The organism is Nocardia sp. NPDC005366 (assembly GCF_040606855.1).
In the GTDB taxonomy this organism is placed as follows: Bacteria; Actinomycetota; Actinomycetes; order Mycobacteriales; family Mycobacteriaceae; genus Nocardia.
This window is the reverse complement of record NZ_JBEXFQ010000014.1, coordinates 140130-164803: the sequence shown is the minus strand read 5'-3', so window position 1 is coordinate 164803 and position 24674 is coordinate 140130. Positions and strand designations below refer to the sequence as shown.

Here is a 24674-nt window from a genome sequence, read left to right as displayed (position 1 = left end):
TCCTCAGTGGCTCGCGGTCGGCACCGCGTCGGGCGCGTCGGTGGAGATGTAATCGAAGGTGACATCACCCCAGGTCGACAGCGCGACATCGAGCGGACGGCACCACTGCGCGGCCTGACGCAGCACATCCGGTCCCTCCTTCAGCAGATCGCGACCCTCGTTGCGCGCCTTCACCACCGCTTCCAGCGCCACCCGATTGGCCTCCGCGCCCGCCGCGATGCCGAGCGGATGCCCGATCGTGCCGCCGCCGAATTGCAGTACCACGTCATCGCCGAACAGATCCAGCAGTTGATGCATCTGGCCCGCGTGGATACCGCCGGAGGCCACCGGCATCACGCCGGGCAGGCTGGCCCAGTCCTGGTCGAAGAAGATGCCGTTACCCGGGTTGGTGGGAATGTGGTTGTCCCGCAATGTGTCGTAGAAGCCGCGAGTGGTGGCCGGATCGCCCTCCAGTTTGCCGACCACCGTTCCCGCGTGCAGATGGTCGACGCCGATCAGGCGGCACCATTTGGCCAGCACACGGAAACTCACGCCGTGTGTCTTCTGCCGTGTGAAGGTGGAGTGACCCGCGCGATGCAGATGCAGCAGCACCCCGTTCCGCCTGGCCCAGTGCGACATCGATTGCATCGCGGTATAGCCGACGGTGAGATCCATCATGATGACGACGCTGCCGAGTTCCTTGGCGAATTCGGCCCGCTCGTACATGTCCTCCATCGTCGCGGCGGTGACATTGAGGTAGTGGCCCTTGATCTCCCCCGTCTCGGCCATGGCGCGGTTGACGCCCTCCATCGCGAACAGGAACCGGTCGCGCCAGCGCATGAACGGCTGGGAGTTGATGTTCTCGTCGTCCTTGGTGAAATCCAGTCCGCCCTTGCACGCCTCGTAGACGACGCGACCGTAGTTGCGCGCGGACAGACCGAGTTTGGGCTTCACCGTCGCGCCCAGCAGCGGCCTGCCGTATTTGTTGAGGTATTCGCGTTCCATCACGGTGCCGTGCGGCGGGCCTTGAAAGGTCTTCACGTAGGCGACCGGGATGCGCATATCCTCTAGCCGCAGCGCGAGCAGCGGTTTGAAACCGAAGACGTTGCCGATCACCGACGAGGTCAGATTGGTGATCGACCCTTCCTCGAACAGATCCAGATCGTAGGCGATATAGGCGAAGTACTCCCCCGACCGGCCCGGCACCTCGTCGACCCGGTAGCACTTGGCCTGATATTGCGAGTGGGCGGTGAGCCGGTCGGTCCAGACCACTGTCCATGTCGCCGTGGAGGATTCGCCGGCGACCGCCGCCGCGGCCTCGATCGGATCGACCCCACGCTGCGGCGTCACCCGGAAGACGGCGAGCACATCCGTCGGCGAGGGTTCGTAGTCCGGCGCCCAGTACCCCATCGAGGCGTAGGACTGTACGCCCGGATCCCACCGATCGCGTTCGATTTCTTCGGCCATCGTTCCTCCTGGAGGTAGAACACCGGGGGCTGTTGTGCGCCTTGGGATTTCCAGGATGACGGCAGGACCGACCACGGACAATTTGATTGTTCCTGGGAAAGCTCAACCTTTCCGTAGAGTTTGTTACCGTCGAGTAGTGGGTATGGTGAGCGCGACTCGGATGGAAACATTCCTGGCGGTCGCGCGCCAGGGCAGCATCCGCCGCGCCGCTACCCAGCTCCACATCACCGAGGCCGCGGTCTCCGCGGCCGTCGCCCATATCGAGAAACAGTTGGGCGCCAAGCTGATCGCCAGGGCGGGACGCGGAATCGCGCTCACCGAAGCCGGGCGCGTCTACGCCGAGTACTGCCGCAGCATCCTCGGCCTGATGAAAGAGGCGCAGGCAGCCGTGCGGCGGGCCGAAACCGGACGGTTGCGCATCGGTGTCGTCGCCACCGCCGGTGAATACGTACTCCTGCGCCCGCTGGCCGCCTTCCGCAACCGCTACCCCGATATCGAACTCAGCCTCTCCGTGCACCCCCGCGACGTGCTCTTCCTCGAATTGCACCACCACGAAACGGATCTCGTCATCGCGGGCCGTCCGCCGCGCGACGCCGGACTCGTCACCCGCGCCCGGCGGCCGAGCAAGCTCGTCGTCGTCGGCGCACCGGGATGCTGCCACGATCCGCTGCGCGCCACCTGGCTGCTACGCGGACGCGGCTCCGGCACCCGCGACGCCACCCTCGGATTGCTCGATCAACTCCAGATCATTCCGCCCACACTCACCCTCGGCTCGCACGGCGCGGTGCTGGCCGCGGCGCGCGCAGGTCTCGGCGTCACGCTGATCCACAGCGACGCGATCGAACAGGATCTGGAATCCGGTGCGCTGCTGATACTTTCGATCGACGGGACACCACTGGACCGGCCGTGGCACGCGATCACCACCCGCACTCCCACCCCGACGACGCGTCTGTTCGTCTCCCATATCCTCGATCCCGCCGAGGTCGGGCACGACGCGTTCCAGCCCGGCTGATCCGGACTGGAACTTCACGGGTCTCGCTGCGGCACACGGGCCAGGCGACCGCAGCCCTCGTTCACGGCGACGAAAAGGGCAACGGGCACCACATGTAGCCTCGTGTCCGAGGGAGGGCCCGATGCTGATCGACTTTGTTCCCGACGAGAGTTTGTACCCATTCGAGTCGCGCTGGTTCGACTCCTCCGTCGGCCGGGTCCACTACATCGACGAGGGAACCGGACCAACGATCCTGTTCTGTCACGGTGCTCCGGCGTGGAGTTTCCTCTACCGTCACATCGTGCAGGACCTGCGCGATCGGTACCGGTGTGTCGCCGTCGACTACCTGGGTTTCGGATTATCGGAACGCCCTGCGGATTTCGGCTACACCGTCGCCGAGCACACCGCGGTCCTCGGCGAGCTGATCGATCACCTGCAGCTCGACGGCTTCGTTCTCATGGGACACGATTGGGGCGGCCCCATCGGTCTGGGCGCGGTCACCTCGCGCGCGGACCGGGTGAGGGGGATCGTGCTGGGCAACACCGTGTTCTGGCCGATCGAAGCGATGGCGAATCGGGCTTTCAGCATGATCATGAGCAGCCGTCCGATGCAGCGGCGGATACTCGAACAGAATTTCCTCGTCGAGCGTGTCCTGCTCGCAGAGCTGGGGCACACGCTCACCGCGGCCGAGGCCGACCACTACCGCGCGGTGCAGCCCACTGCGGAAGCCCGGCGCGGACTCGCCGTGATGCCTGGAGAAATTCGTGCCGCGCGCCCGCTGCTGAACCAACTCGCCCAAGACGTGCCAGCCCTCCTCGGCGACAAGCCGACCCTGTTGGTGTGGGGAATGCGGGACATGGTGTTCCGTCCGAACGCCTGTATCCCGCGAATGCGTGCCGCCTTCACCGATCTCGATATTGCCGAGCTGCCACACGCGCGGCACTTCATTCAGGAACACGCACCGGATGCGATCATAGCGGCGATCGCGAAGCGATTCCCGTAAGTTCGATCGACATCAGATGCTCCCGTCAGTGATTCGGGAAAGTTTGTCGGGGTTGAGGACGCCGAAGATGTTGTGAATGCGGCCGTCGCGGATATCGAAGGCGACGAGTTGTCGCAGGCCTCCCATGTTCATCCAGATGGCGGGCGCACCGTTGGCCTCGACCAGTCGGACATCACCCATCGAGTAGCGCGAGGTCAGACCATTGACGAACGCCAACACGCGGTCGCGGCCGATCACCGGGTGCAGCGCGGCGCGGACCTTGCCGCCGCCGTCGTTCCACGCGATGACGTCTTCGCTGAGCAGGTCGGTGAGAGTGGCGAGGTCACCGCCCTGGGCGGCGTCGAGAAAACGCGTCAGCAGCGCGGCGTGGTCGACCGTCGACGACGTGAACCGGGCACGTCCCTGCGCCAGCCGTTTCGTCGCCCGGTGGTGTAGCTGACGGCAGGTCGCCGCAGCGGAACCGACGATCTCGGCGATGTCGTCGTAGGGTAGCTCGAATGCCTCGCGCAGCACGAACACCGCCCGTTCGGGCGGCGACAGCCGCTCCATCAGGTACAAGGTCGCGTAGGACAGCGTGTCGCGGAGTTCGGCCGTTTCCTGCGGCCCGAACTCGTTGCTGGACACCGGCTCCGGGAGCCATGGGCCGGTGTATGCCTCCCTGGTCACCCGCGCCGATCGGAGCTGGTCGAGCGCGAGCCGGGACACCATCGTCACCAGGAAGGCTCTCGGCTCTCTGATCTCCGATCGGTCGGTGCCCGTCCACCGCAGGTATGCGTCCTGCACGATGTCCTCGGCGTTCCACATACTGCCCAGCAGCCGGTAACCCAGCCCGAGTAGCAAGGGGCGGTGCTGCTCGAACACCTCGGTCGGGTCCTGCATGACATCTTCTTCCTCAGGTGGTTCGCCATTCGACGACGTTGAGCACCCCGCTGATGTTCTTGTCCAGCGCCCCGGCGACCGAGGTGGCGGCGTCGTGGGCGTGGGTGAAGGAGAACACCGCAGCCGGTTCGTCGAAGCGTGACATCGTGGCCGACCGCTGACAGCAGTGGGAGAACTCGGCGTCCGATGACGCCCGTAGCCCCGGCGACCAGAACTCGCATGATGGCTCCTGTGGCTGGCCCGGTGAGACCGGGGTAACAATGGGTAACTGGTGGACGAGCCCGCGATGGCCGGTGTGACAGCTTTCGATGTGATCCGCGTCATGCCGATGGGTCGGCCTCGCCGAACGCGCCGTCGACACCCGCGGGCACGGACCGGGCGCTCACCCGGGGCGCCCGCCGCCGTCGCCGCTCAGTGGCAGGTCGAACCGGCCGGTTTGCCCGCGAAGCGATCCGCGGTCCAGGACAGGATGTCGGGCATAGCGCCGTCATCGATGCCGATCTGCCCGCCCCACGTGTCGTGCCCGAGAGCCGGGTAGGTGCGGTAGTCGATCTCCGAACCGGTCTCGCACAGTGACGCCGCGACCGTATCGGTGACCGACTGGGTGACCAATGCGTCGGCACCGCCCTGCAATAGCAGCACCGGACCTCCGACCGGCGCGGTGCCGGTACTGTTCTCGCGGAGGAAGCGAGCAAAACCCGGCTCGGACAGGTAGTCCGGGCGGACCAGGTCGCTGCCGGACAATCCGCTGTACACGGCGGAGACCACGTCGAGGCAGCCGGTTCGGGTGCTGTCGAGCAGATCCAGCGCCCGCGGGGTGAGGATCCGGTCCAATCGGACGCCGGGGTCACCGACCTCGGCTCCCCGCGCGATCAACGGTAAGAACCCACCCAGAGAAGGCGTTTCGGCGGTGTGGGTGACCAGTGCGGTCAGATCGGCGGCCGGTGAGGTGACCACCGCACCGAGGTAACCCGGGTCCGGCCGGACGGCCTGACGTTCCGCGACACCGAGCGCGGCGCCACCGCCCTGGGAGTGCCCCCACAGCACCCACCGGTCCGACAGGTCGGCCACGGCCTGCCCGGCGGAGCGCACCGCGCCGATCACGTCGTCGGCCTCGGCGGTCTTGTTGCCCAGCTCGGTCTCGCCGGTAGTGCCGAGCCCGGCATAGTCCGGCGCCACTACCGCGTAGCCCAGCGCCACGAACCGCGCGATCTGGTTGCCGTGGTACAGGTCTCGCATCAGCGACGGCGCGCAGTCCACACCGCTGCCGCTGGCTCCGTGCGCGTCGGCCACCACCGGCCACCCACCCTCGGGTGGGGTACCGGGCGGCACCAGCAACACTCCCGAAGCCGCGATATCCCGGCCACCGGACGTGCGGGAGTGATAGAGGATTCGATCGGCCCGGATTCGTTCGCCGTCGACCACATAGTCGTCGGTGGTCTCGCGGCGTATGAGCGTGCCGACCGGAGCCAACGGCAGTGGAGCGGGCGGGTCATAGAAATCGGTGCGCGACAACCCGTTGCGGTGCTGCTGGTCGAATGCGGCCTGGCAGGTCGGGTCGCAGGAGGCCGGGCCGGCATGGGCCGGCGCGACCGATCCGGTCGATATCATGGCCGCGGCGGTCAGTGCCATAGCCGAATAACCCAGAAAACGCATGTCGATTCACCTCGAGTTGCCGGAGTGGTGAGCCTTTCGGCTCGAATTCCCGGCTACTGGACGGGACAGCGCCCGGCCGCGTGACAGTCGGCTGCGTGATTCACGCCACATCGGTGAACCGGCGGTCTAGAGCCGACCGTGTTGCGAGTCGAAGGTCAGCGTCCGGCCGCCGAGTTGCACCTGCGCGCCGGGCTGCAGGACCACCGGATGTCCTGGGGTGGCGCGCGACCACCCCTGATATCCGGGCTGACGAATATGCGTGCCGTTCGCGGAGGCGCAGTCGACGACGGTGACGTCCCAGTCGACGAGACGAATCTCCGCGTGGGTCCGCGACATTCCCCCGGAGGGGTCGTCGAGCCGGACCGGTCTAGCGCCGCGTCGGGCCGCGCCCGAGAGTTCGGGTTCGCGGCCGAGTACGCAGTCGGTGTCGAGGATGATCGAGGTGGCGTCGTCGAGCATGAGCAGACCCAGCGGTGGGCGGACACCGTCGGTCAGCACACAGGTGAGCTGATCCATCCGGATGCCGCACACCGCGCAGAACGAGACCCGTGGATCGTTGTGGTGTCGGCGGGCGCATCGGTAACCCGCGACGATCACCTCGTCGGCGGGTCTCGTCGGCGATGCTGTTCTCGCTCGGCCCGGGTCCGGAGCCGGGGTTTCGGGCTCGCGCCGCGACGAAGGGGGCGGTGGCAGATCACTTTCGCGGAGATCGGAGCGGTGCGCGGGAACCGGCGGGGTCTCGGCGGTCGGCGGCACACCCGGCGCGAGCGTGAGGTCGAGGTCGTCATCGAGGTCGGGCATGCGGGCAGACGGTGACACGTCGTCGGTTACCGCGGAATTCGGCTCCCGGCTCGGTCTCGCGGTCGCGACATCACTCGCGGGTTCGCCATACCAGGCCACGGCCCCGGATCCCGGTACGGCACCCTCTGCCAATGTGCACACACCGCGCGCACGGGGCAGGTCGAATCGCTGATCGGCCTCGTCGACGAAAATCCCCGCGCCGATCGCGGGGGCGGGGACGACGACCCGGTCGACGGTGAAACCCGCGTCCCGACCGCGCAGGATCTCCGGACGCCGCGCGTTCGTCATCAGCACCGCTGTCACCGCGCCGTGCAGGAAAACCGCCACCCCGGCGTCCGACGGCGTGATCACCCCGAATTCGACGGCGCGCTCGTCGTCTCGCGCCATCAACCAGGTCGTCGCGAGACGCGCGAAGGCGCGCCCACTGCGCGGCTGCTCCTGACGTGCCGCGTCCGCGATCAAACCCTGGAGTGCGAGCAGTGTCGAACCGACGGCCGAATCCGGGGTCGCCGCGACATCGTCGCGGTTGGCGACCACGATCAGCACCCCGGCGCTGCGCGCCACCAGATGCGTCCCGGCGAGTACCTCGACCTGCGGATCCGGCACGGCCACCCTCCCTGACTCAGGCTCCGGCGACGGAGGTCTCCGCCGCCGCGGCGCACCTACAGAAATCTGCCTCCGTTGTATCGCCACCGATGGAAAACCACACGTATCGGCCCGTTGACCAGTATCCAGAACAGTAGCCAGGTGATCGCGAACTGGATCGCGAACGCGGTCGCCGACGGCCGCAGGTGCGCGGGCACGATCAGTGTCGTGGTGCGCAGCAGCAGCCAGATCAGCAAACCCTCGTTGACGATCGTGAGCAGCCCGAATATCGTCGGCCAGTCCTTCTCCCAGCGAAATTGCTGCAGGAAGTGGTAGAGCAGTTCCCACAGCAGACCGACCAGAACGGTCGCGAGCAGGACGGACATGGTCGCGCGATACGCCTGCCCCGTGCTCGAGGAGCCGGTCGGCAGCACCGGCGTGAGAAGCAGTGCGACGAGGAATCCGACCGCGCCGAGCGCGAACAGACGGGTCTGGAGACGTCCGAGGAGAGTGGGAAGCATCGTTCAGATCTTCGTGTCCGTCATCCACAGCCACCACTGCCGGGTCGAGCGGATCGGGCCCATCCTTCGGCAGAAGCCGACCGCGGCCAGGTCGTCGGCGATTTCCTGCGCGGCGATCTGCAATCCGAGGAAGGTGTCGACGCCGACGAACGGCCCGCCCAAGGTCGCGCTACCCGAGGCGTAGACGCGGCCGCTCCCGCTGCGGGTGCCGATGAGTTCGAATGTGGTGTCCACATCGAGCCGCCCGAGCGGATTGCGGCCCGCACCCGAGTGATCGAGCAGATCGGCGAGCAATCTGTGCTCCCGGATATCGGCTTCGAGGCCCGTGCAGTCGATGATGTAATCGACTGTCACGTCGAACGGCTGGGCGGGCGGCGGAAACGGTAGCGGCGCGGTGGCGTCGGGGACGACGGTCGCGACCACCGCCTGATTTCCGCGTGCGGGACGCGGCGCCCGCATCGTCCCCGCCATCACCTGGTACCACCCCTGGCGTCGACCACGTCGCAACTGTTCCTGCCAGCCGCGGCGGATCGGCGTATTGGTTCCGGCGAATTCCTGGTACGCCCGCGCACGTCGCTCACCTTGCAGTCCGCGCACTTTCTGCTTGAGCTGTCCGCCCCACACCGATTTCGGATAGTTGAAACCCTGATAGGCCCAGCCGTCGCCGCCTCTACGACGATTGAACAGATTCTTGCCGTGCGCGCCTGCCACGTAGGTACGGAACAGGTGCAGGATTCTGGTGTCCAGATGGAATGTGTCGCGGTCATCGATGAGTCGCTGTAGGACGCGGCTCGCGACGATGCCGCTGCCCCGGATCATCACCGTGCCGGGTCTGCGTCGCAACGCCTGGTAGACGTGTTCGTGCGGTTCGTAGGCATTCACCACGCGGGTCGGGTCGCGATACCGTTCGCGATACTCCTGGAGATCCGGCAGCAGTTTCAGACCGGGATACCCGACGGCGATGTGAACATAGGTGCTGCGGAACGCGATCCGCTTGGTCGGCGCCGAACCCGCCGGTGGCGTCAGGATGGTGAAATAGCCGCCGCCGTGACGTTTGCGCACCATGCGAACATGCCCGTTGTGCAGGGAGTTCGCGTATCCGATGCGATGGAATTCTCGCTCCATCCCGGCGAAGGCCTGCCCGGCGCGCGGCGTGTAGTAATTGGCGAAGACGGGTTCCACGAGGATATTCCACAGCGGCGCGAGCCTCTTGTCGGCGAAAGCCTCGCGCACGGCGTAGGACGGGAAACCCCAGATATTGTCCGGCGTCGAGGCCGAATCGCTGCGCAGGCGTTCGCCGCGGGGTATCTGCGACACCCTGGTCAGATATTCGTAGGAGGACCACGGATACTTCTGCGGACCGAGTACCGCCATCGCCTGTGCGGACACCCCGTAGATCCGGAGGGTGTCATAGGTGACGAACGATCCGATCCCGCTGCCGATCGTGACAAAAGGTACGTCTACCACCGGAATTCCGGCGCCGCCCACCATCTCGTCGGTCCATACGCCGGTTTCGACGAGACCGGTCGTGATATCTCCCCGCATTTCCCGGACTCTACCGACGGATTCTTGTCGTCGGCCGGATGATCGCCTTGCAGTGGCACCCGCATTCGGGACGGATCGGCGACGCGCGGAATCCTTCTGAGCCAACATGCCACGGGCCGCGCCCTCGCGGACGTACCATCCCAGCGTGGCCGACTCGAATCGTTCCACCCCGCTGCGGGTGCTGGTCTACAGCAACGACGCCGACACTCGTCGTCAGGTGGTGCTGGCCTTGGGCAGGCATCCACATCCGGATCTTCCCGCGCTGGAGTACCAGGAGGTCGCCACCGCCCCGGTGGTGATCGAGCAGATGGACGCGGGCGGTATCGATCTCGCGATCCTCGACGGCGAATCGACGCCGGCGGGCGGACTCGGGATCGCCAAACAGCTCAAGGACGAAATCGCCGAATGCCCGCCGGTTCTTGTACTCACCGGCCGCCCGGACGATGCCTGGCTGGCGAATTGGTCGCGGGCGGAGGCGGCGGTCGCGCATCCGATCGATCCGATACGGCTGACCGAAGCCGTCGTGGCCCTGTTACGCAGCCGCATCGCCGCCTGATTCATAGCTTTTCGATATGAACGCGCGAGTGGGTGCTCGCGCGAACTTCTCGCGACCGATGAGCAGCAGTCACGAATGACGGTGCTGCGCCCCGACCTACGATGGCGCCCCATGCGTGCCAGGCGTTCTCGCGACCGAACTCATCGGTAACGTGCATACCGGCCAGTAGCAACGGTGCGAACACAATCCGCACGTCCCTCTCGTCGTGCGTCACGTGACAACCTCGGCCGATTACCCCCGTTTCAGTCATAAATAGCAGTCGCGAATTCGATCAAATATCCCCGTAAAAGGAAGTCACGGGCCCGCCGGTCGGTTGTAGGCTGTGCGGTAGCTCACACGAGCGCGAGCTCGGTATGAATTCGGGTGCCAGGATTCCGCCGACCCACGCCGCGCCGAGCGAGGCCATGGGGCGAGTCTGGCCGGGCGGACAACGACGTCAGCCGCCTCGGAAGCTGTCATCAGCCGTCATCCGAGCCCCAGCTCACGGAACAGGGGCCCGCTCGTAGGGAGGGCACACGCAGTCGTGAACATGGAGTTCCCCACACTCGTCCTCGGTGCGATCGCCGCCGCGTTCGCGATCTTCTCCGTCCTGATGGCGTCGCTGATCGGGCCCAAACGCTACAACCGGGCCAAGCTCGAGGCGTACGAGTGCGGTATCGAACCCACCCCGCATGCCATGGCGGGTGGGCCGGGAAACGTTACCGGACAGCGCTTTCCGGTGAAGTACTACCTCACCGCGATGCTGTTCATCATCTTCGACATCGAGATCGTGTTCCTCTACCCGTGGGCCGTCCATTTCGACGCACTCGGTCTCTTCGGTTTCGCCGCGATGGCGTTGTTCATCGTCAACGTGTCGGTGGCCTACGCCTACGAATGGCGACGCGGCGGTCTCAGCTGGGACTGACCACGCCGAACCGGTTCCCCCAGCCCCACGTTTCGAGAGTGAGAAGTAGTCGGATATGGGTCTCGAAGAAAAACTGCCCAGCGGCTTCCTGCTGAGCACGGTGGAAGATTTCGCCGGATACCTCCGCAAGGGTTCACTGTGGCCCGCGACTTTCGGCCTCGCCTGCTGCGCCATCGAGATGATGGCAACGGGCGCCGGTCGATTCGATATCGCCCGCTTCGGCATGGAGGCTTTCCGCGCCTCGCCGCGCCAGGCCGATCTGATGATCGTGGCCGGGCGCGTCAGCCAGAAGATGGCGCCCGTGCTGCGTCAGGTCTACGACCAGATGACCGAGCCGAAATGGGTGCTCGCCATGGGCGTCTGCGCCTCCTCGGGCGGCATGTTCAACAACTACGCGATCGTGCAGGGCGTCGACCACGTGGTTCCGGTCGACATCTACCTGCCGGGCTGCCCGCCGCGTCCGGAGATGCTGCTCAACGCCATTATCACGCTGCACGCGAAGATTCAGGAGATGCCCCTCGGGGTGAATCGGGAGGAAGCGGTGCGGGCGGCCGAAGAAGCGGCCCTCGCCTCGACCCCGACGATCCGGATGGAAGGTCTGCTGCGATGACCTTCGATACCCCCGACAACACCGAAACCCGGTCATCGCAAGCCGAAACCGACGCGGCGGCCACCGCGGGACCCGAGGGCACCCTGCCCCCGCGGAACCCGCAACCCGAGGGCGACGAGGTCATCGGCGTGCGGCGCGGCATGTTCGGCATCTCCGGCACCGGCGACACCTCCGGATACGGACGACTCGTCCGGCCGGTCACCATGCCGGGCGGCTCACCGGCCCCGTATGGCGGCTACTTCGACGAGGTGGTCGAATCGCTGCGGGCCGCGCTCGCGGCGGTCGACACGCTCCTGCAGGTCGCGATCGAGAAGATCGTCGTCTTCCGCGGCGAATTCACCCTGCACGTGCGGCGCGAACATCTGGTTGCGGTGGCCTGCGCGCTACGCGACGACCCGGCGCTGCGTTTCGAGCTCTGCCTCGGCGTCAGCGGCGTGCACTACCCCGACGACGCGGGCCGCGAACTGCACGCGGTGTATCCGCTCATGTCGATCACGCACAATCGCAGGCTGCGCGTGGAGGTGTCGGTGCCCGACGCCGACCCGCACATCCCCTCGCTGTACGAGGTGTATCCCACCGTCGATTGGCACGAACGGGAGACCTACGACTTCTTCGGCATCCTCTTCGACGGCCACCCCTCGCTGACCCGGATCACGATGCCGGACGACTGGCGTGGCCACCCCCAGCGCAAGGACTACCCGCTCGGCGGGATCCCGGTCGAATACAAGGGCGCGCGCATTCCGCCGCCCGACGAGCGGAGGGCGTACAGCTAGTGAACGACATCGATGCCAGGCCCGGTGCGCATGATGCCGGGCCCGAACCGACCGTGGTCACCGTAGCCGGCCAGGACTGGGACCAGGTCACCGAAATACTCGACGGCTCAGGCGAAGAGCGCATCGTCGTCAATATGGGACCGCAGCATCCGTCGACGCACGGCGTGCTGCGGCTGATCCTGGAAATCGAGGGCGAAACCGTCATCGAAGCCCGGTGCGGCATCGGCTACCTGCACACCGGCATCGAGAAGAATCTGGAATTCCGCAACTGGACGCAGGGCGTCACCTTCGTCACCCGGATGGACTACCTGTCCCCCTTCTTCAACGAGACGGCGTACTGCCTCGGTGTCGAGAAACTGCTCGACATCACCGAGCAGATCCCGGAGCGCGCCACCGTCATCCGGGTCCTGCTGATGGAACTCAACCGCATCTCTTCCCATCTGGTGGCGCTTGCCACCGGCGGTATGGAAATGGGCGCACTGACCCCGATGCTGTTCGGTTTCCGCGAACGCGAGCTGATCCTCGATGTCTTCGAGACGATCACCGGGTTGCGCATGAACCACGCGTTCGTGCGTCCGGGCGGACTCGCGCAGGATCTGCCCGACGACGGTGTCACCAAGGTCCGCGAACTGCTCGCCCTCATGCCGAAGCGGTTGCGCGATATGGAACATCTGCTGAGCCAGAACCCCATCTGGAAAGCCCGCACTCAGGATATCGGCTACCTCGACCTCACCGGCTGTATGGCACTCGGCATCACCGGACCGGTACTGCGCGCCACCGGTCTACCGCACGATCTGCGCAAATCCCAGCCCTATTGTGGCTACGAGAACTACGAATTCGACATCCCGACCACCACCGGATGCGACTGCTACGGCCGCTACTGGATCCGCGTGGAGGAGATGAAGGAATCGCTCAAGATCGTCGAGCAGTGCCTGGACGTCTTGCGTCCGGGACCGGTGATGGTGGACGACAAGAAGATCGCCTGGCCTGCCGATCTCGAACTGGGCCCGGACGGACTCGGCAATTCCCCCCGCCACATCGGACGCATCATGGGGACCTCCATGGAAGGGCTCATCCACCACTTCAAACTGGTCACCGAGGGTATCCGGGTACCGGCGGGCCAGGTGTACACGGCGGTGGAATCGCCACGCGGCGAACTCGGCGTCCACATGGTCAGCGACGGCGGCACCCGCCCGTTCCGGGTGCACTATCGCGATCCCTCGTTCACGAATCTGCAAGCGGTGGCGGCGATGTGCGAGGGCGGCATGATCGCCGACGTCATCGCTTCCGTCGCCAGCATCGACCCGGTGATGGGTGGTGTCGACCGATGACCGAAATCCTGCTCAAACTCACGACCAGGCCCGAACCGTATCCCCCATTCGTGCGGGAACGGCTCCAGGCCGACGCCGAGGCGATCATCGCCCGCTATCCGCACCCGCGCTCGGCCCTGCTCCCCCTGCTACATCTCGTGCAGGCCGAGGAAGGTCACGTCACCGGCGCCGGCATCGAATTCTGCGCCGACCAACTGGGATTGACGGGAGCGGAGGTCACCGCCGTCGCGACCTTCTACTCCATGTACCGGCACACTCCCACCGGCGAATACCACGTCGGGGTCTGCACCAACACGTTGTGCGCGGTACTCGGCGGCGACGCCATCCTTGCCGCCCTCGAAGAACACCTCGGCATCGGACACGGTGAGACCACCGACGACGGCGCGGTCACCCTCGAACACGTCGAATGCAATGCCGCCTGCGATTTCGCACCGGTGATGATGATCAACTGGGAGTTCTTCGACAATCAGACCCCGGAATCCGCGCGGGCGCTGATGGACGCGCTGCGCGCCGGTCAGCGGGTGGTCCCGACCAGGGGTGCGCCGCTGTGCACATTCAAGGAGACAGCACGCATACTCGCCGGATTTCCCGACGAGCGTCCCGGCGCGGTCGACGGCGCGGCGGGCGAAGCGTCCCTCGCCGGACTGCGCATCGCACGGGAGCGGAACATGCAAGCCCCGCAGTCGAATTCGGAGGGCACCCGATGATATTGACGCCCGTCCTGACCGAACACTGGGACGACCCGAATTCCTGGACCATCGACGCCTACCGCCGCAACAGCGGATACCAGGCGCTGCGCGTCGCGCTGGGGATGGAACCGGACCAGATCATCCAGACCATCAAGGACGCGGGCCTGCGCGGCCGGGGCGGCGCGGGCTTCCCGACCGGCATGAAATGGAGTTTCATCCCGCAGGGGCCCGGTCAGGGCGGCAACGCCACACCGCACTACCTCGTGGTCAACGCCGACGAGTCCGAACCCGGTACCTGCAAGGATATTCCGCTCATGCTGGCGAGCCCGCACACCCTCATCGAGGGGGTGGTGATCGCGGCGTACGCGATCCGGGCGAAAACCGCGTTCATCTATCTGCGCGGCGAGGTGGTACCGGTGCTGCGCAGGCTGCACGCCGCCGTCGCCCAGGCGTACCAGGCCGGACTGCTCGGCAACGATATCCTCGGCTCCGGCTACGACCTGGACCTCATCGTGCACGCGGGCGCGGGCGCCTACATCTGCGGCGAGGAGACGGCACTGCTCGATTCGCTCGAGGGGCGCCGCGGCCAGCCGCGGCTGCGTCCGCCGTTCCCCGCCGTCGCGGGCCTGTACGCCTGTCCGACCGTGGTCAACAATGTCGAATCCATTGCCAGCGTCCCGCCGATCATCCGGCGCGGCACCGACTGGTTCCGATCCATGGGCAGTGAGAAATCGCCCGGTTTCACGATCTATTCGCTATCCGGGCATGTCGCGAGGCCGGGCCAGTACGAGGCGCCCCTCGGCATCACCCTGCGCGAACTTCTCGACTACGCGGGCGGGGTGCGCACCGGGCATCGCGTGAAATTCTGGACCCCGGGCGGTTCGTCCACCCCGCTGTTCACCGACGAACACCTCGATGTTCCGCTCGATTACGAAGGTGTCGCGAGCGCGGGATCCATGTTGGGCACCAAGGCATTGCAGATCTTCGACGACACCACTTGCGTGGTCCGCGCGGTGTTGCGCTGGACCGAGTTCTACGCGCACGAATCCTGCGGGAAATGCACGCCGTGCCGCGAAGGCACCTACTGGCTCGTGCAATTGCTGAAGCGCGTCGAGCAGGGCCGGGGTACCGAGGCGGATCTACGGAAACTCCTCGACATCAGCGACAGCATCAACGGCAAGTCGTTCTGCGCGCTCGGTGACGGCGCGGCAAGCCCGATCCTGTCCTCGCTCAGATACTTTCGCGAGGAATACCTCGACCATCTGCGGCTGGGCGGCTGCCCGTTCGATCCGGCGCGGTCCACCGTATGGGCCGACGCGGCGCGTAGCGAGGAAGAAGGGGTGCGATGACCGCCACCGTGAACGCCGGTACCAGCGGGCTCGTTCCGGCCGACCTGGTCACCGTCCACATCGACGGCACCTCCGTCAGCGTGCCCGCGGGCACCCTGGTGATCCGGGCCGCCGAACTCGTCGGCATCCAGATCCCCCGATTCTGCGACCATCCACTGCTCGACCCGGTCGGGGCCTGCCGCCAATGCCTGGTCGAGGTGGAGGGCCAGCGCAAACCGGTCGCCTCCTGCACCCAGACCGTCAGCGAAGGCATGGTCGTGCACACCCAGCTCACCTCCCCGGTCGCGGAGCGGGCGCAAGAAGGTGTGATGGAACTGCTGCTCATCAACCATCCGCTGGACTGCCCGGTCTGCGACAAGGGCGGAGAATGCCCGTTGCAGAACCAGGCGATGTCCTCCGGACGCCCGGAAACCCGGTTCGAAGGCGTCAAACGCACATATCCCAAACCGATCCCGCTCTCCACCGCCGTACTGCTGGACCGCGAACGCTGCGTGCTGTGCGCCCGATGCACCCGTTTCGCCCAGCAGGTGGCGGGCGATCCGTTCATCGAACTGATGGATCGCGGCGCGCTCGAGCAGGTCGGCACCGCGCAGGCCGAACCCTTCGACTCCTACTTCTCGGGTAATACCGTCCAGATCTGCCCGGTCGGCGCGCTCACCGGCACCAGCTACCGATTCCGGGCCAGGCCCTTCGACCTGGTGTCGAGTCCGAGCGTCTGCGAGCACTGCGCCTCCGGTTGCGCCCAGCGCACCGATCATCGACGCGGAAAAGTGCTGCGACGCTTGGCGGGCGACGATCCGCAGGTCAACGAGGAATGGAACTGCGACAAGGGTCGTTGGGCCTTCGCCTACGCCACTGAACGCGACCGGCTCACCACGCCCTTGGTGCGCGGCTGGGACGGCGCCCTGCACCCGGCGTCCTGGTCCGAGGCATTGAACGCCGCCGCGCAAGGACTGGCCGCCGCCTACGGCAACGCGGGCGTTCTCGTCGGCGGCCGGGTCACCGAGGAAGACGCCTACGCCTACGCCAAATTCGCTCGAATCACGTTGGGCACCAACGATATCGACTTCCGCGCCCGCGCCCATTCCGCCGAGGAGGCCGATTTCCTCGCCTCCCGGGTAGCCGGTCACGGCGTCACCGTGGATTACGACATGCTCGACCGCGCGCCGGTGGTGCTGCTCGCCGGATTCGAGCCGGAGGAGGAATCCCCGATCGTCTTCCTGCGGCTGCGCAAATCCGCGCGCACGCGCGGCCTGCGGGTCTACTCGATCGCGCCTTTCGCGACGCGCGGGCTCGAACGGATGGCGGGCACGCTGTTATCCGCCGTACCCGGCGCCGAACCGCGTGTGCTGGAGGCATTGCGCACCCAGGACCTCAGCCTGGCCGACGCCGATCCCGAGCGACTGGCCGCGGCGGCGCGGTCGTTGCACGAGCCCGGTGCGGTGATCCTGGTCGGTGAACGGATGGCGGCGATTCCCGGCGCGCTGTCGGCCGCGGTCCGGCTGGCCGAGCAGACCGGGGCGGACCTGGCGTGGGTGCCCCGCCGGGCGGGTGAACGGGGCGCGCTCGAAGCCGGTGCGATGCCCGGTCTGCTGCCGGGAGGTCGCCCCATCGCTGATTCGGCTGCGCGCCAACAGGTTCGGCGCTGCTGGAATGTCGAAGACCTGCCCGCCACCCCCGGGCGTGATACCGCCGCGATCCTCGAGGCCGCCCCCGGACTCGGCGCGCTGGTCATCGGCGGCATCGACATCACCGACCTGCCCGATCCCAGCGCTGCCCTGTCGGCCATCGACGCGGCCCGATTCGTGGTCAGTCTGGAACTTCGGCACAGTCCCGTCACCGACCGGGCCGACGTGGTCTTCCCGGTGGCGACCGCCATGGAGAAGACGGGCACCTTCCTGACCTGGGAAGGCAGACCACGCCGGTTCGACGCCGCGCTCGGCGATTCGATGGTGCTGCGACAGGCCGCGCCCCTGTCGGATCACCGCGTGTTGCACGCGATTTCGGACGAGATGTCGGCTCCGCTCGGACTGCCGGACGCCGCGTCGGCCCGCGCGGAACTCGCCCGTCTCGGCACCTGGGACGGCATGCCCGTCGCGCCGCCAACGCACGGCGCCTGTCCGGTCGTGCGGCCCGATCAGGGCACCGCGGTGCTCGCCTCCTGGCGGATGCTGCTCGACCAGGGCCGGATGCAGGACGGCGAGCCGAATCTGGCCGGGCTCGCGCGACCACCGGTGGTGCGGCTGTCGGCCGCAACCGCCGCCGAGATCGGCGCCGCCGACGACGACGCGATCACCGTCGGCACCGACCGGGGAATCGTCACGCTGCCACTGATGATCACCGAGATGCCCGATCGGGTGGTCTGGCTGCCGATGAATTCGCCCGGCAGTTCCGTCTACGAGCAACTCGTCGCGCAACCCGGCGACGTCGTCGGGATCCGGCGCGCCGACGAACGGATGAAGGAGCACCGTCATGAGTGATCTCGCGCTGTTCGCGACGGCTCCCGCAGACCCGTCGGTGGTGACGCGAGCCGCCGACTACGGGCCGGGCTCGCTCGCTCTGTTCGGTCACGACCCGCTGTGGCTCATCATCGCGAAATCCCTGGCGATCTTCGCGTTCCTGCTGCTCACTCCGATGATCGCGGTGGTCGCGGAACGAAAGATCGTGGCGCGCATGCAGATGCGCCTCGGACCCAACCGGGTCGGCCCGGGCGGATCACTGCAGGCGGTCGCCGACGGTGTGAAGATGGCGCTCAAAGAGGACATCATCCCGGCCATCGTCGACAAGCCGATCTATATTCTGGCGCCGATCATCGCGATCACCCCGGCGTATATGGCGTTCGCGGTGATCCCGTTCGGTGGCGAGGTCTCCATCGCCGGGCACGCCACGGCACTGCAACTGACCGACCTGCCGGTCGCGGTGCTCTACATCCTCGCCATCACCTCGATCGGCGTCTACGGAATCGTGCTGGCGGGCTGGGCTTCCGGTTCCACCTACCCCCTGCTCGGCGGTCTGCGCTCCACCGCGCAGGTGATCTCCTACGAGATCGCGATGGCGCTGTGCTTCGCGGCGGTCTTCCTGCACGCGGGCACCATGGCGACATCGGGCATCGTGTCCGCGCAGTACGGCACCTGGTTCGTCTTCCTGTTGCTGCCGTCGTTCCTGATCTACTGCGTGTCCATGGTCGGCGAGACCAACAGGGCTCCGTTCGACCTGCCCGAGGCCGAGGGCGAACTGGTCGGCGGATTCCACACCGAGTACTCCTCGCTCAAATTCGCCATGTTCATGCTCGCCGAATACATCAACATGGTCACGGTATCGGCGCTGGCCACCACGTTGTTCCTCGGCGGCTGGCACGCCCCGTGGCCGATCAGCATGTGGTCGGGCGCGAATTCCGGCTGGTGGGGTCTGCTCTGGTTCACCGCCAAGGTGTGGACCTTCCTGTTCGTCTTCATCTGGTTGCGCGGCACCCTGCCCCGGCTGCGCTATGACCAGTTCATGGCGCTCGGCTGGAAACTGCTGATCCCGGTCTCGCTGCTGTGGGTGATGATCGTGGCCGGTATCCGGGTCCTCGACATCGAGGGCGTCCACATTCAGACCCCGGCACTCGTCGTCAGCGGCCTGGTGATCACCGCGCTCATGGTGTGGCGGTTCCTGCGCGCGGGCCGGGCCGCCGGAATACCGGCGCCCGCGCCGGACCCCGAGCCGACCGGCTCCGGTGTGTTCCTCGGATTCCCGACCCCGCCGCTGCCCGCGCGCGCCGACGCACGCGACATCCCCAGGGCGGGCCTGCTCGAACCGCTGGCGGGTTTCGCCGTCACCGCGCGCACCATGTTCAAGAAGCCCAATACCGAGTCCTATCCGGAACAGAAGGTGCCGACCGCGCCCCGCTACCACGGACGTCATCAGCTGAATCGCTATTCGGACGGACTCGAGAAGTGCATCGGCTGCGAACTGTGCGCCTGGGCCTGCCCCGCCGACGCCATCTTCGTCGAGGGCGCGGACAACACCGAGGCGCAACGCTTCTCGCCGGGTGAACGCTACGGCCGGGTCTACCAGATCAACTACCTGCGCTGCATCGGTTGCGGGCTGTGCATCGAGGCGTGCCCGACCAGGGCGCTGACCATGACCAACGAATACGAACTCACCGACGACAACCGCGCGGACCTGATCTACGAGAAGGACCGGTTGCTGGCGCCGATGCGGCCCGGGATGACCGCACCCCCGCACGCCATGTATCCGGGCACGACCGAAGGCGACTACTACCGCGGTGACATTCCCGGCGGCCACGACCCCGGCGCCGCCGACCAGCCCGCGACGGTGGGCGCGGAAGGACCTGCGCGATGACACTTCTGCTGGCCGCCGAACCGCTGACCAGAGGTTCCACCGATGAGGCCGTACTGTTCTGGATCCTCGCCCCGGTGGCCGTACTCGGCGCACTCGGCATGGTCTTCGCCACCAAGGCGGTGCATTCCGCGCTGTGCCTGGCCACCACCATGATCACCCTCGCCGCGTTCTACATCGCCCAGGACGCGCTGTTCCTCGGCGTCGTGCAGATCGTCGTCTACACCGGCGCGGTGATGATGCTGTTCCTGTTCGTCCTGATGCTGGTCGGCGTCGACTCCACGGAATCGTTGAAGGAAACGCTGCGCGGACAGCGCCTCGCCGCCGCCGCGGTCGGGATCGGATTCGGCCTGCTGCTCATCAGCGGTATCGCCAACGGGGTCCGCGATTCCGAAATCGCCTTCCCCGCCACCGGTTTCCCCGGTCGTGACGTGATCGCGGAACTGGCCGAACTGATCTTCCTCCGCTACGTGTGGGCCTTCGAACTGACCGGCGCGCTGCTCATCACCGCCACCATCGGCGCGATGGTGCTCGCCCACCGGGAACGGTTCGAGCCGCAGCCGGATCAACGCGAGATGTCGCGCCGTCGCTTCCGCGACCGCGACCGGCGCGCCACCCCACTGCCCACCCCGGGCGTGTACGCGCGCCACAACGCCGTCGACATCCCGGCCAGGTTGCCGGACGGTTCGTTCGAAGAGCTTTCGGTGAGCACCATTCTGCGCCACCGCAGGAACCGGGCATCGACCGAGGCCGCCGTCCTCTCGGTCGGCTCGGGAAGTCCGGCGAACGGATCCGACGGCACACTCGCTCCACCCCCTCGAGAGCCCGCTGACGAGGAAGGCAACCGGTGAATCCCGAGAACTACCTGTTCCTGTCCGCCCTGCTGTTCACCATCGGGGCGGCGGGCGTGCTGCTGCGGCGCAACGCCATCGTGGTCTTCATGTGCATCGAATTGATGCTCAACGCCGTGAATCTCGCATTCGTCACCTTCGCCCGGATGCATGCCGATCTGGACGGGCAGGTGTTCGCGTTCTTCACCATGGTGGTCGCCGCGGCCGAAGTCGTCGTCGGACTCGCGATCATCATGACCATCTTCCGCGCCCGTCGCTCGACCTCGGTCGACGACGCCAACCTGCTGAAGTTCTGACGTGGATACGGCAACGCTCTGGCTGCTGCCCGCCCTGCCGTTGGCAGGGGCGGTCGTCCTGCTGCTGATCGGGCGCCACGGCAGCCGATGGGGTCATCTGCTCGGCTGCGCGACCGCGCTTGCCTCGTTCGGAGTCGCCGCGGTGGCGTTCTTCGCCATGCTCGTCCGCGACAGCGCCGACCGCGCGGTGCATCTCGATATGTTCCGCTGGGTGCCCGCGGCGGGGCTGCAGGTCGACTTCGGACTCCAATTGGACCAGCTGTCCATCTGTTTCGCGCTGCTGATCACCGGTGTGGGAACGCTCATCCATATCTACTCGATCGGCTACATGGCCGACGATCCGGCGCGGCAGCGGTTCTTCGCCTACCTCAACCTGTTCCTGGCGGCCATGCTGCTGCTGGTGCTGGCCAACAACTACTTGGTCCTGTACCTGGGCTGGGAGGGCGTCGGCCTCGCCTCCTATCTGCTGATCGGCTTCTGGAGCGAAAAGCCCTCGGCGGCAACGGCGGCCAAGAAGGCCTTCGTGGTCAACCGGGTCGGTGACATGGGGCTGGCGATCGCCATGATGGTCATGTTCGCGACCTTCGGATCCGTCGGATTCGGCCCCGTATTCGACGCGGCGCCCGGTGCGAGCGAGGCGACGCTCACCGCGATCGGCCTGCTGCTCCTGCTCGCCGCGTGCGGTAAATCCGCGCAGGTGCCGCTGCAGTCGTGGCTCGGGGACGCGATGGAAGGCCCGACCCCCGTGTCGGCGCTCATCCACGCGGCCACCATGGTCACCGCGGGCGTGTACCTGATCACGCGCTCCAACGCGATCTTCGACCTGGCGCCGAACGCCCGGCTCGCCGTGGTGCTGGTCGGCGCGGTAACACTACTTTTCGGCGCGATCATCGGCTGCGCCAAGGACGACATCAAGAAGGCGCTCGCCGCCTCGACCATGAGCCAGATCGGCTATATGGTGCTGGCCGCCGGACTCGGTCCCGCCGGGTACGCCTTCGCGATCATGCATCTGCTCACCCACGGCTTCTTCAAGGCGGGGCTGTTCCTCGGCGCGGGTTCGGTGATGCACGCGATGAACGACGAAACGGATATGCGCCGCTACGGCGGTCTTCGCACACTGCTGCCGATCACCTACATCACCTTCGGACTCGGCTATCTCGCGATCATCGGAGTGCCCCCGTTCGCGGGTTTCTTCTCCAAGGACAAGATCATCGAAACCGCGTTCGACGAGGGCGGCGTCGGCGGTCTCGCGCTCGGGACGGTCACCCTGCTCGGCGCGGGCCTCACCGCGTTCTACATGACGCGGGTGATGTTGCTGACCTTCTTCGGCGAACGCCGGTGGAAACCTGATACCCATCCGCACGAATCCCCGACCGTGATGACAGGGCCGATGATCCTGCTCGCCTTCGGATCGGTGGCATCGGGGTTGCTGTTCGTGCTCGGTTCCTCGCTGCAGAACTGGCTGGAACCCGTCGTCGGCGCGCATCACGGTGCGGAGACGGTCCCCGCGGGTGTGGTCACCACACTGGCGCTGGCGGTGGTCGCGGTCGGTGTGGCCTTCGCCTACCTCCAGTACGCGAGACGCCGGGTGCCAGAGACCGCGCCGGAACCGGTGAACGCGTTGACCCTCGCCGCACGGCGCGACCTCTACGGCGACGCGATCAACGAGGGTGTCTTCATGCGTCCGGGACAGTATCTGACGCGGTCGCTGGTATTTCTCGACAGCCGCGGCATCGACGGCATCGTCAACGGCACCGCCGCGATGATCGGCGGAATCTCGGCTCGCGTCCGCCGGGTACAGACCGGATTCGTGCGGTCCTACGCCCTGTCCATGTTCACCGGTGCGGCCCTGGTCGCCGCCGCCCTGTTGGCAGTGAGGCTCTGGTGAGTGACTTTCCCTGGTTGACGACGCTGTGGGTGTTGCCAGTGATCGGTGCGGCGGCGACGCTGGCGATGCCCGCCGCCCAACGCGCCCTGGCGCGCTGGGTAGCGCTCGGCTTCTCGATCGCGGTCCTCGTGGTCGGCATCGTGGTGGCCGTACGCTTCGAACCGGGTGGGGAGCAATTCCAATTCGTCGAAGCGCACGAATGGATTCCGGCCTTCGGCGCGGGCTATACCGTCGGCGTCGACGGCATAGCGATGGTTCTGGTGCTGCTCACCGCCGCGCTGGTACCGCTGCTGATCCTGGCGGGCTGGCATGACGACCGGGAGTTCGACGCCGGGTCCGGTTCGGATTCGGCCCCGACCCGACACACGCATATCTACGTGGCATTGACCCTGCTCGTCGAGGCGATGGTGCTGATCTCGTTCGTCTCACTCGACATTCTGCTGTTCTACGTGTTCTTCGAAGCGATGCTGATCCCGATGTACTTCCTCATCGGCGGTTTCGGCCCGCGCACCGGTGCGGCGGCGCTGCGGCGGCAACGATCACGCGCCGCGGTGAAATTCCTGCTGTACAACCTGTTCGGCGGACTGATCATGCTCGCCGCGGTGATCGGGTTGTACGCGCTCACCGCACGCGAGAGCCTCGGCGCGGGCGGCGGCGGAACCTTCGATCTGCGGGATGTGATCGCCGCGGCGAATTCCGGGCAACTCGGCGCCGCGCCCGCGGTGCTGAACGCGCTGTTCCTCGGCTTCATGTTCGCCTTCGCGGTGAAAGCGCCGCTGTGGCCGTTGCACACCTGGCTGCCCGACGCCGCGGTGGCCGCCACCCCGTCCAGCGCGGTACTGATGATGGCGGTGGTCGACAAGGTCGGCACCTTCGGCATGCTGCGCTACTGCGTGCTGCTGTTCCCCGACGCGGCGAGTACCTATGCGCCACTGGTGATCGTCCTGGCCGTGATCGGCATCGTGTACGGCGCGCTGCTGGCCATCGGGCAGACCGACGTGATGCGGTTGATCGCCTACACCTCGATCTCGCATTTCGGATTCATCATCCTCGGCATCTTCGCCATGACCAGTCAGGGACAGTCGGGGGCGACGCTCTACATGGTCAACCACGGCATCTCCACCGCGGCGCTGTTCCTGATCGCCGGATTCCTGGTGTCGCGCAGGGGAACCCGGGTGATCGCCGAATACGGCGGTGTGCAGAAGGTGGCCCCGGTCCTGGCAGGCACTTTCTTCATCGCCGGACTCGCCACCCTTTCGCTTCCGGGTCTGGCTCCGTTCGTCAGCGAATTCCTGGTCCTGATCGGCACTTTCACCCGGTACCGGGCGGCGGCGGTCGTGGCCGCGGTCGCCCTTGTGCTCGCCGCGCTGTATGTGCTGTGGCTCTACCAGCGGATGATGACCGGCCCGGTGAAGAAGGGCAACGAACACCTCTACGATCTGGTGCCGCGCGAAATGGTCGTGGTGGCGCCGCTGATCGCCGCGCTGATCTTCCTCGGCGTCTACCCGAAACCGGTGCTGGACTTCATCAACCCCGCGGTGAGCCAGACCCTCACCACCATCGGCAAACACGATCCCGTGCCATCCGTGCCCACGGCACCCGTGGCGGGCGCGCCGAAGAAGCAGGTAGGTGAACACCGATGAGGCCGTTGCGTTT

At 66.6% G+C, this 24674-nt stretch carries 22 protein-coding genes and 1 pseudogene; 16 read left to right on the top strand and 7 right to left on the bottom strand.

Annotation, left to right across the window (positions count from 1 at the left end; all coding sequences use genetic code 11):
- Nucleotides 1-3: 3 nt before the first annotated feature.
- Nucleotides 4-1446, bottom strand: a complete 1443-nt coding sequence (locus tag ABZS43_RS18335; protein WP_355037088.1) for a form I ribulose bisphosphate carboxylase large subunit — start codon at nucleotides 1444-1446, stop codon at nucleotides 4-6.
- 142 nt (nucleotides 1447-1588) lie between these two features.
- On the opposite strand from ABZS43_RS18335, the gene ABZS43_RS18330 reads away from it, so the two are divergent.
- Complete coding sequence (locus ABZS43_RS18330; protein ID WP_355037087.1) at nucleotides 1589-2458, top strand: LysR family transcriptional regulator; 870 nt, start codon at nucleotides 1589-1591, stop codon at nucleotides 2456-2458.
- Nucleotides 2459-2579: 121 nt separating this feature from the next.
- Nucleotides 2580-3440: a haloalkane dehalogenase gene (locus tag ABZS43_RS18325; protein ID WP_355037086.1), complete on the top strand. Its 861-nt coding sequence runs from the start codon at nucleotides 2580-2582 to the stop codon at nucleotides 3438-3440.
- A gap of 12 nt (nucleotides 3441-3452) precedes the next feature.
- Here ABZS43_RS18325 and ABZS43_RS18320 read toward each other — a convergent pair whose 3' ends face one another.
- The 6 genes from ABZS43_RS18320 to ABZS43_RS18295 form a co-directional block, all read right to left on the bottom strand.
- On the bottom strand, nucleotides 3453-4319 hold the full coding sequence (locus ABZS43_RS18320; protein ID WP_355037085.1) for an RNA polymerase sigma-70 factor: 867 nt from the start codon (nucleotides 4317-4319) through the stop codon (nucleotides 3453-3455).
- A gap of 13 nt (nucleotides 4320-4332) precedes the next feature.
- Nucleotides 4333-4464 carry a hypothetical protein gene (locus ABZS43_RS18315; RefSeq protein WP_355037084.1) on the bottom strand — a complete coding sequence of 44 codons (132 nt, stop codon included), beginning with the start codon at nucleotides 4462-4464 and terminating at the stop codon, nucleotides 4333-4335.
- Between the two features lie 266 nt (nucleotides 4465-4730).
- A complete protein-coding gene (locus ABZS43_RS18310; protein ID WP_355037083.1) occupies nucleotides 4731-5975 on the bottom strand; it encodes a lipase family protein in 1245 nt (414 codons plus the stop codon).
- A 126-nt stretch (nucleotides 5976-6101) separates the two neighbouring features.
- A complete protein-coding gene (locus tag ABZS43_RS18305; protein ID WP_355037082.1) occupies nucleotides 6102-7382 on the bottom strand; it encodes an FHA domain-containing protein in 1281 nt (426 codons plus the stop codon).
- A 56-nt stretch (nucleotides 7383-7438) separates the two neighbouring features.
- Nucleotides 7439-7882 carry a hypothetical protein gene (locus ABZS43_RS18300; RefSeq protein ID WP_355037081.1) on the bottom strand — a complete coding sequence of 148 codons (444 nt, stop codon included), beginning with the start codon at nucleotides 7880-7882 and terminating at the stop codon, nucleotides 7439-7441.
- Nucleotides 7883-7885: 3 nt separating this feature from the next.
- Nucleotides 7886-9427 (bottom strand): hypothetical protein, encoded by a 1542-nt coding sequence (locus ABZS43_RS18295; protein WP_355037080.1) that lies wholly within the window; start codon nucleotides 9425-9427, stop codon nucleotides 7886-7888.
- Nucleotides 9428-9533: 106 nt separating this feature from the next.
- Here ABZS43_RS18295 and ABZS43_RS18290 point away from each other — a divergent pair, with 106 nt between their 5' ends.
- From ABZS43_RS18290 to ABZS43_RS18225, 14 genes and pseudogenes are all read left to right on the top strand, one after another.
- Nucleotides 9534-9983 carry a hypothetical protein gene (locus ABZS43_RS18290; RefSeq protein WP_355037079.1) on the top strand — a complete coding sequence of 150 codons (450 nt, stop codon included), beginning with the start codon at nucleotides 9534-9536 and terminating at the stop codon, nucleotides 9981-9983.
- Between the two features lie 523 nt (nucleotides 9984-10506).
- Nucleotides 10507-10887 carry an NADH-quinone oxidoreductase subunit A gene (locus ABZS43_RS18285; RefSeq protein ID WP_355037078.1) on the top strand — a complete coding sequence of 127 codons (381 nt, stop codon included), beginning with the start codon at nucleotides 10507-10509 and terminating at the stop codon, nucleotides 10885-10887.
- 55 nt (nucleotides 10888-10942) lie between these two features.
- Entirely contained in the window at nucleotides 10943-11497 is a 555-nt protein-coding gene (locus ABZS43_RS18280) for an NADH-quinone oxidoreductase subunit B family protein (protein ID WP_355037077.1), read from the top strand.
- On the top strand, nucleotides 11494-12270 hold the full coding sequence (locus tag ABZS43_RS18275) for an NADH-quinone oxidoreductase subunit C (RefSeq protein WP_355037076.1): 777 nt from the start codon (nucleotides 11494-11496) through the stop codon (nucleotides 12268-12270). The genes ABZS43_RS18280 and ABZS43_RS18275 overlap by 4 nt, the downstream gene beginning before the upstream one ends.
- Complete coding sequence (gene nuoD, locus ABZS43_RS18270) at nucleotides 12270-13601, top strand: NADH dehydrogenase (quinone) subunit D (protein WP_355037075.1); 1332 nt, start codon at nucleotides 12270-12272, stop codon at nucleotides 13599-13601. The genes ABZS43_RS18275 and nuoD overlap by 1 nt, the downstream gene beginning before the upstream one ends.
- The gene (nuoE, locus tag ABZS43_RS18265; protein WP_355037074.1) at nucleotides 13598-14308 is read left to right on the top strand and encodes an NADH-quinone oxidoreductase subunit NuoE; all 711 of its coding nucleotides are present in this window, start codon (nucleotides 13598-13600) and stop codon (nucleotides 14306-14308) included. The genes nuoD and nuoE overlap by 4 nt, the downstream gene beginning before the upstream one ends.
- Nucleotides 14305-15639 (top strand): NADH-quinone oxidoreductase subunit NuoF, encoded by a 1335-nt coding sequence (nuoF, locus tag ABZS43_RS18260; protein ID WP_355037073.1) that lies wholly within the window; start codon nucleotides 14305-14307, stop codon nucleotides 15637-15639. The genes nuoE and nuoF overlap by 4 nt, the downstream gene beginning before the upstream one ends.
- Complete coding sequence (locus tag ABZS43_RS18255) at nucleotides 15636-18119, top strand: NADH-quinone oxidoreductase subunit G (protein WP_355037072.1); 2484 nt, start codon at nucleotides 15636-15638, stop codon at nucleotides 18117-18119. The genes nuoF and ABZS43_RS18255 overlap by 4 nt, the downstream gene beginning before the upstream one ends.
- Nucleotides 18112-19413: pseudogene (gene nuoH / locus ABZS43_RS18250) on the top strand (NADH-quinone oxidoreductase subunit NuoH); the annotation flags it as partial. The gene ABZS43_RS18255 and the pseudogene nuoH, both read left to right, overlap by 8 nt.
- Complete coding sequence (nuoI, locus tag ABZS43_RS18245) at nucleotides 19387-19986, top strand: NADH-quinone oxidoreductase subunit NuoI (RefSeq protein ID WP_355037112.1); 600 nt, start codon at nucleotides 19387-19389, stop codon at nucleotides 19984-19986. The pseudogene nuoH and the gene nuoI, both read left to right, overlap by 27 nt.
- Complete coding sequence (locus tag ABZS43_RS18240) at nucleotides 19983-20834, top strand: NADH-quinone oxidoreductase subunit J (RefSeq protein ID WP_355037071.1); 852 nt, start codon at nucleotides 19983-19985, stop codon at nucleotides 20832-20834. Before nuoI ends, ABZS43_RS18240 begins: the two co-directional genes overlap by 4 nt.
- Entirely contained in the window at nucleotides 20831-21130 is a 300-nt protein-coding gene (gene nuoK / locus ABZS43_RS18235; RefSeq protein WP_063048808.1) for an NADH-quinone oxidoreductase subunit NuoK, read from the top strand. Before ABZS43_RS18240 ends, nuoK begins: the two co-directional genes overlap by 4 nt.
- 1 nt (nucleotide 21131) lies before the next feature.
- Nucleotides 21132-23018, top strand: a complete 1887-nt coding sequence (gene nuoL, locus ABZS43_RS18230; protein ID WP_355037070.1) for an NADH-quinone oxidoreductase subunit L — start codon at nucleotides 21132-21134, stop codon at nucleotides 23016-23018.
- Nucleotides 23015-24661, top strand: a complete 1647-nt coding sequence (locus ABZS43_RS18225) for an NADH-quinone oxidoreductase subunit M (RefSeq protein ID WP_355037069.1) — start codon at nucleotides 23015-23017, stop codon at nucleotides 24659-24661. Before nuoL ends, ABZS43_RS18225 begins: the two co-directional genes overlap by 4 nt.
- Nucleotides 24662-24674 lie beyond the last annotated feature (13 nt).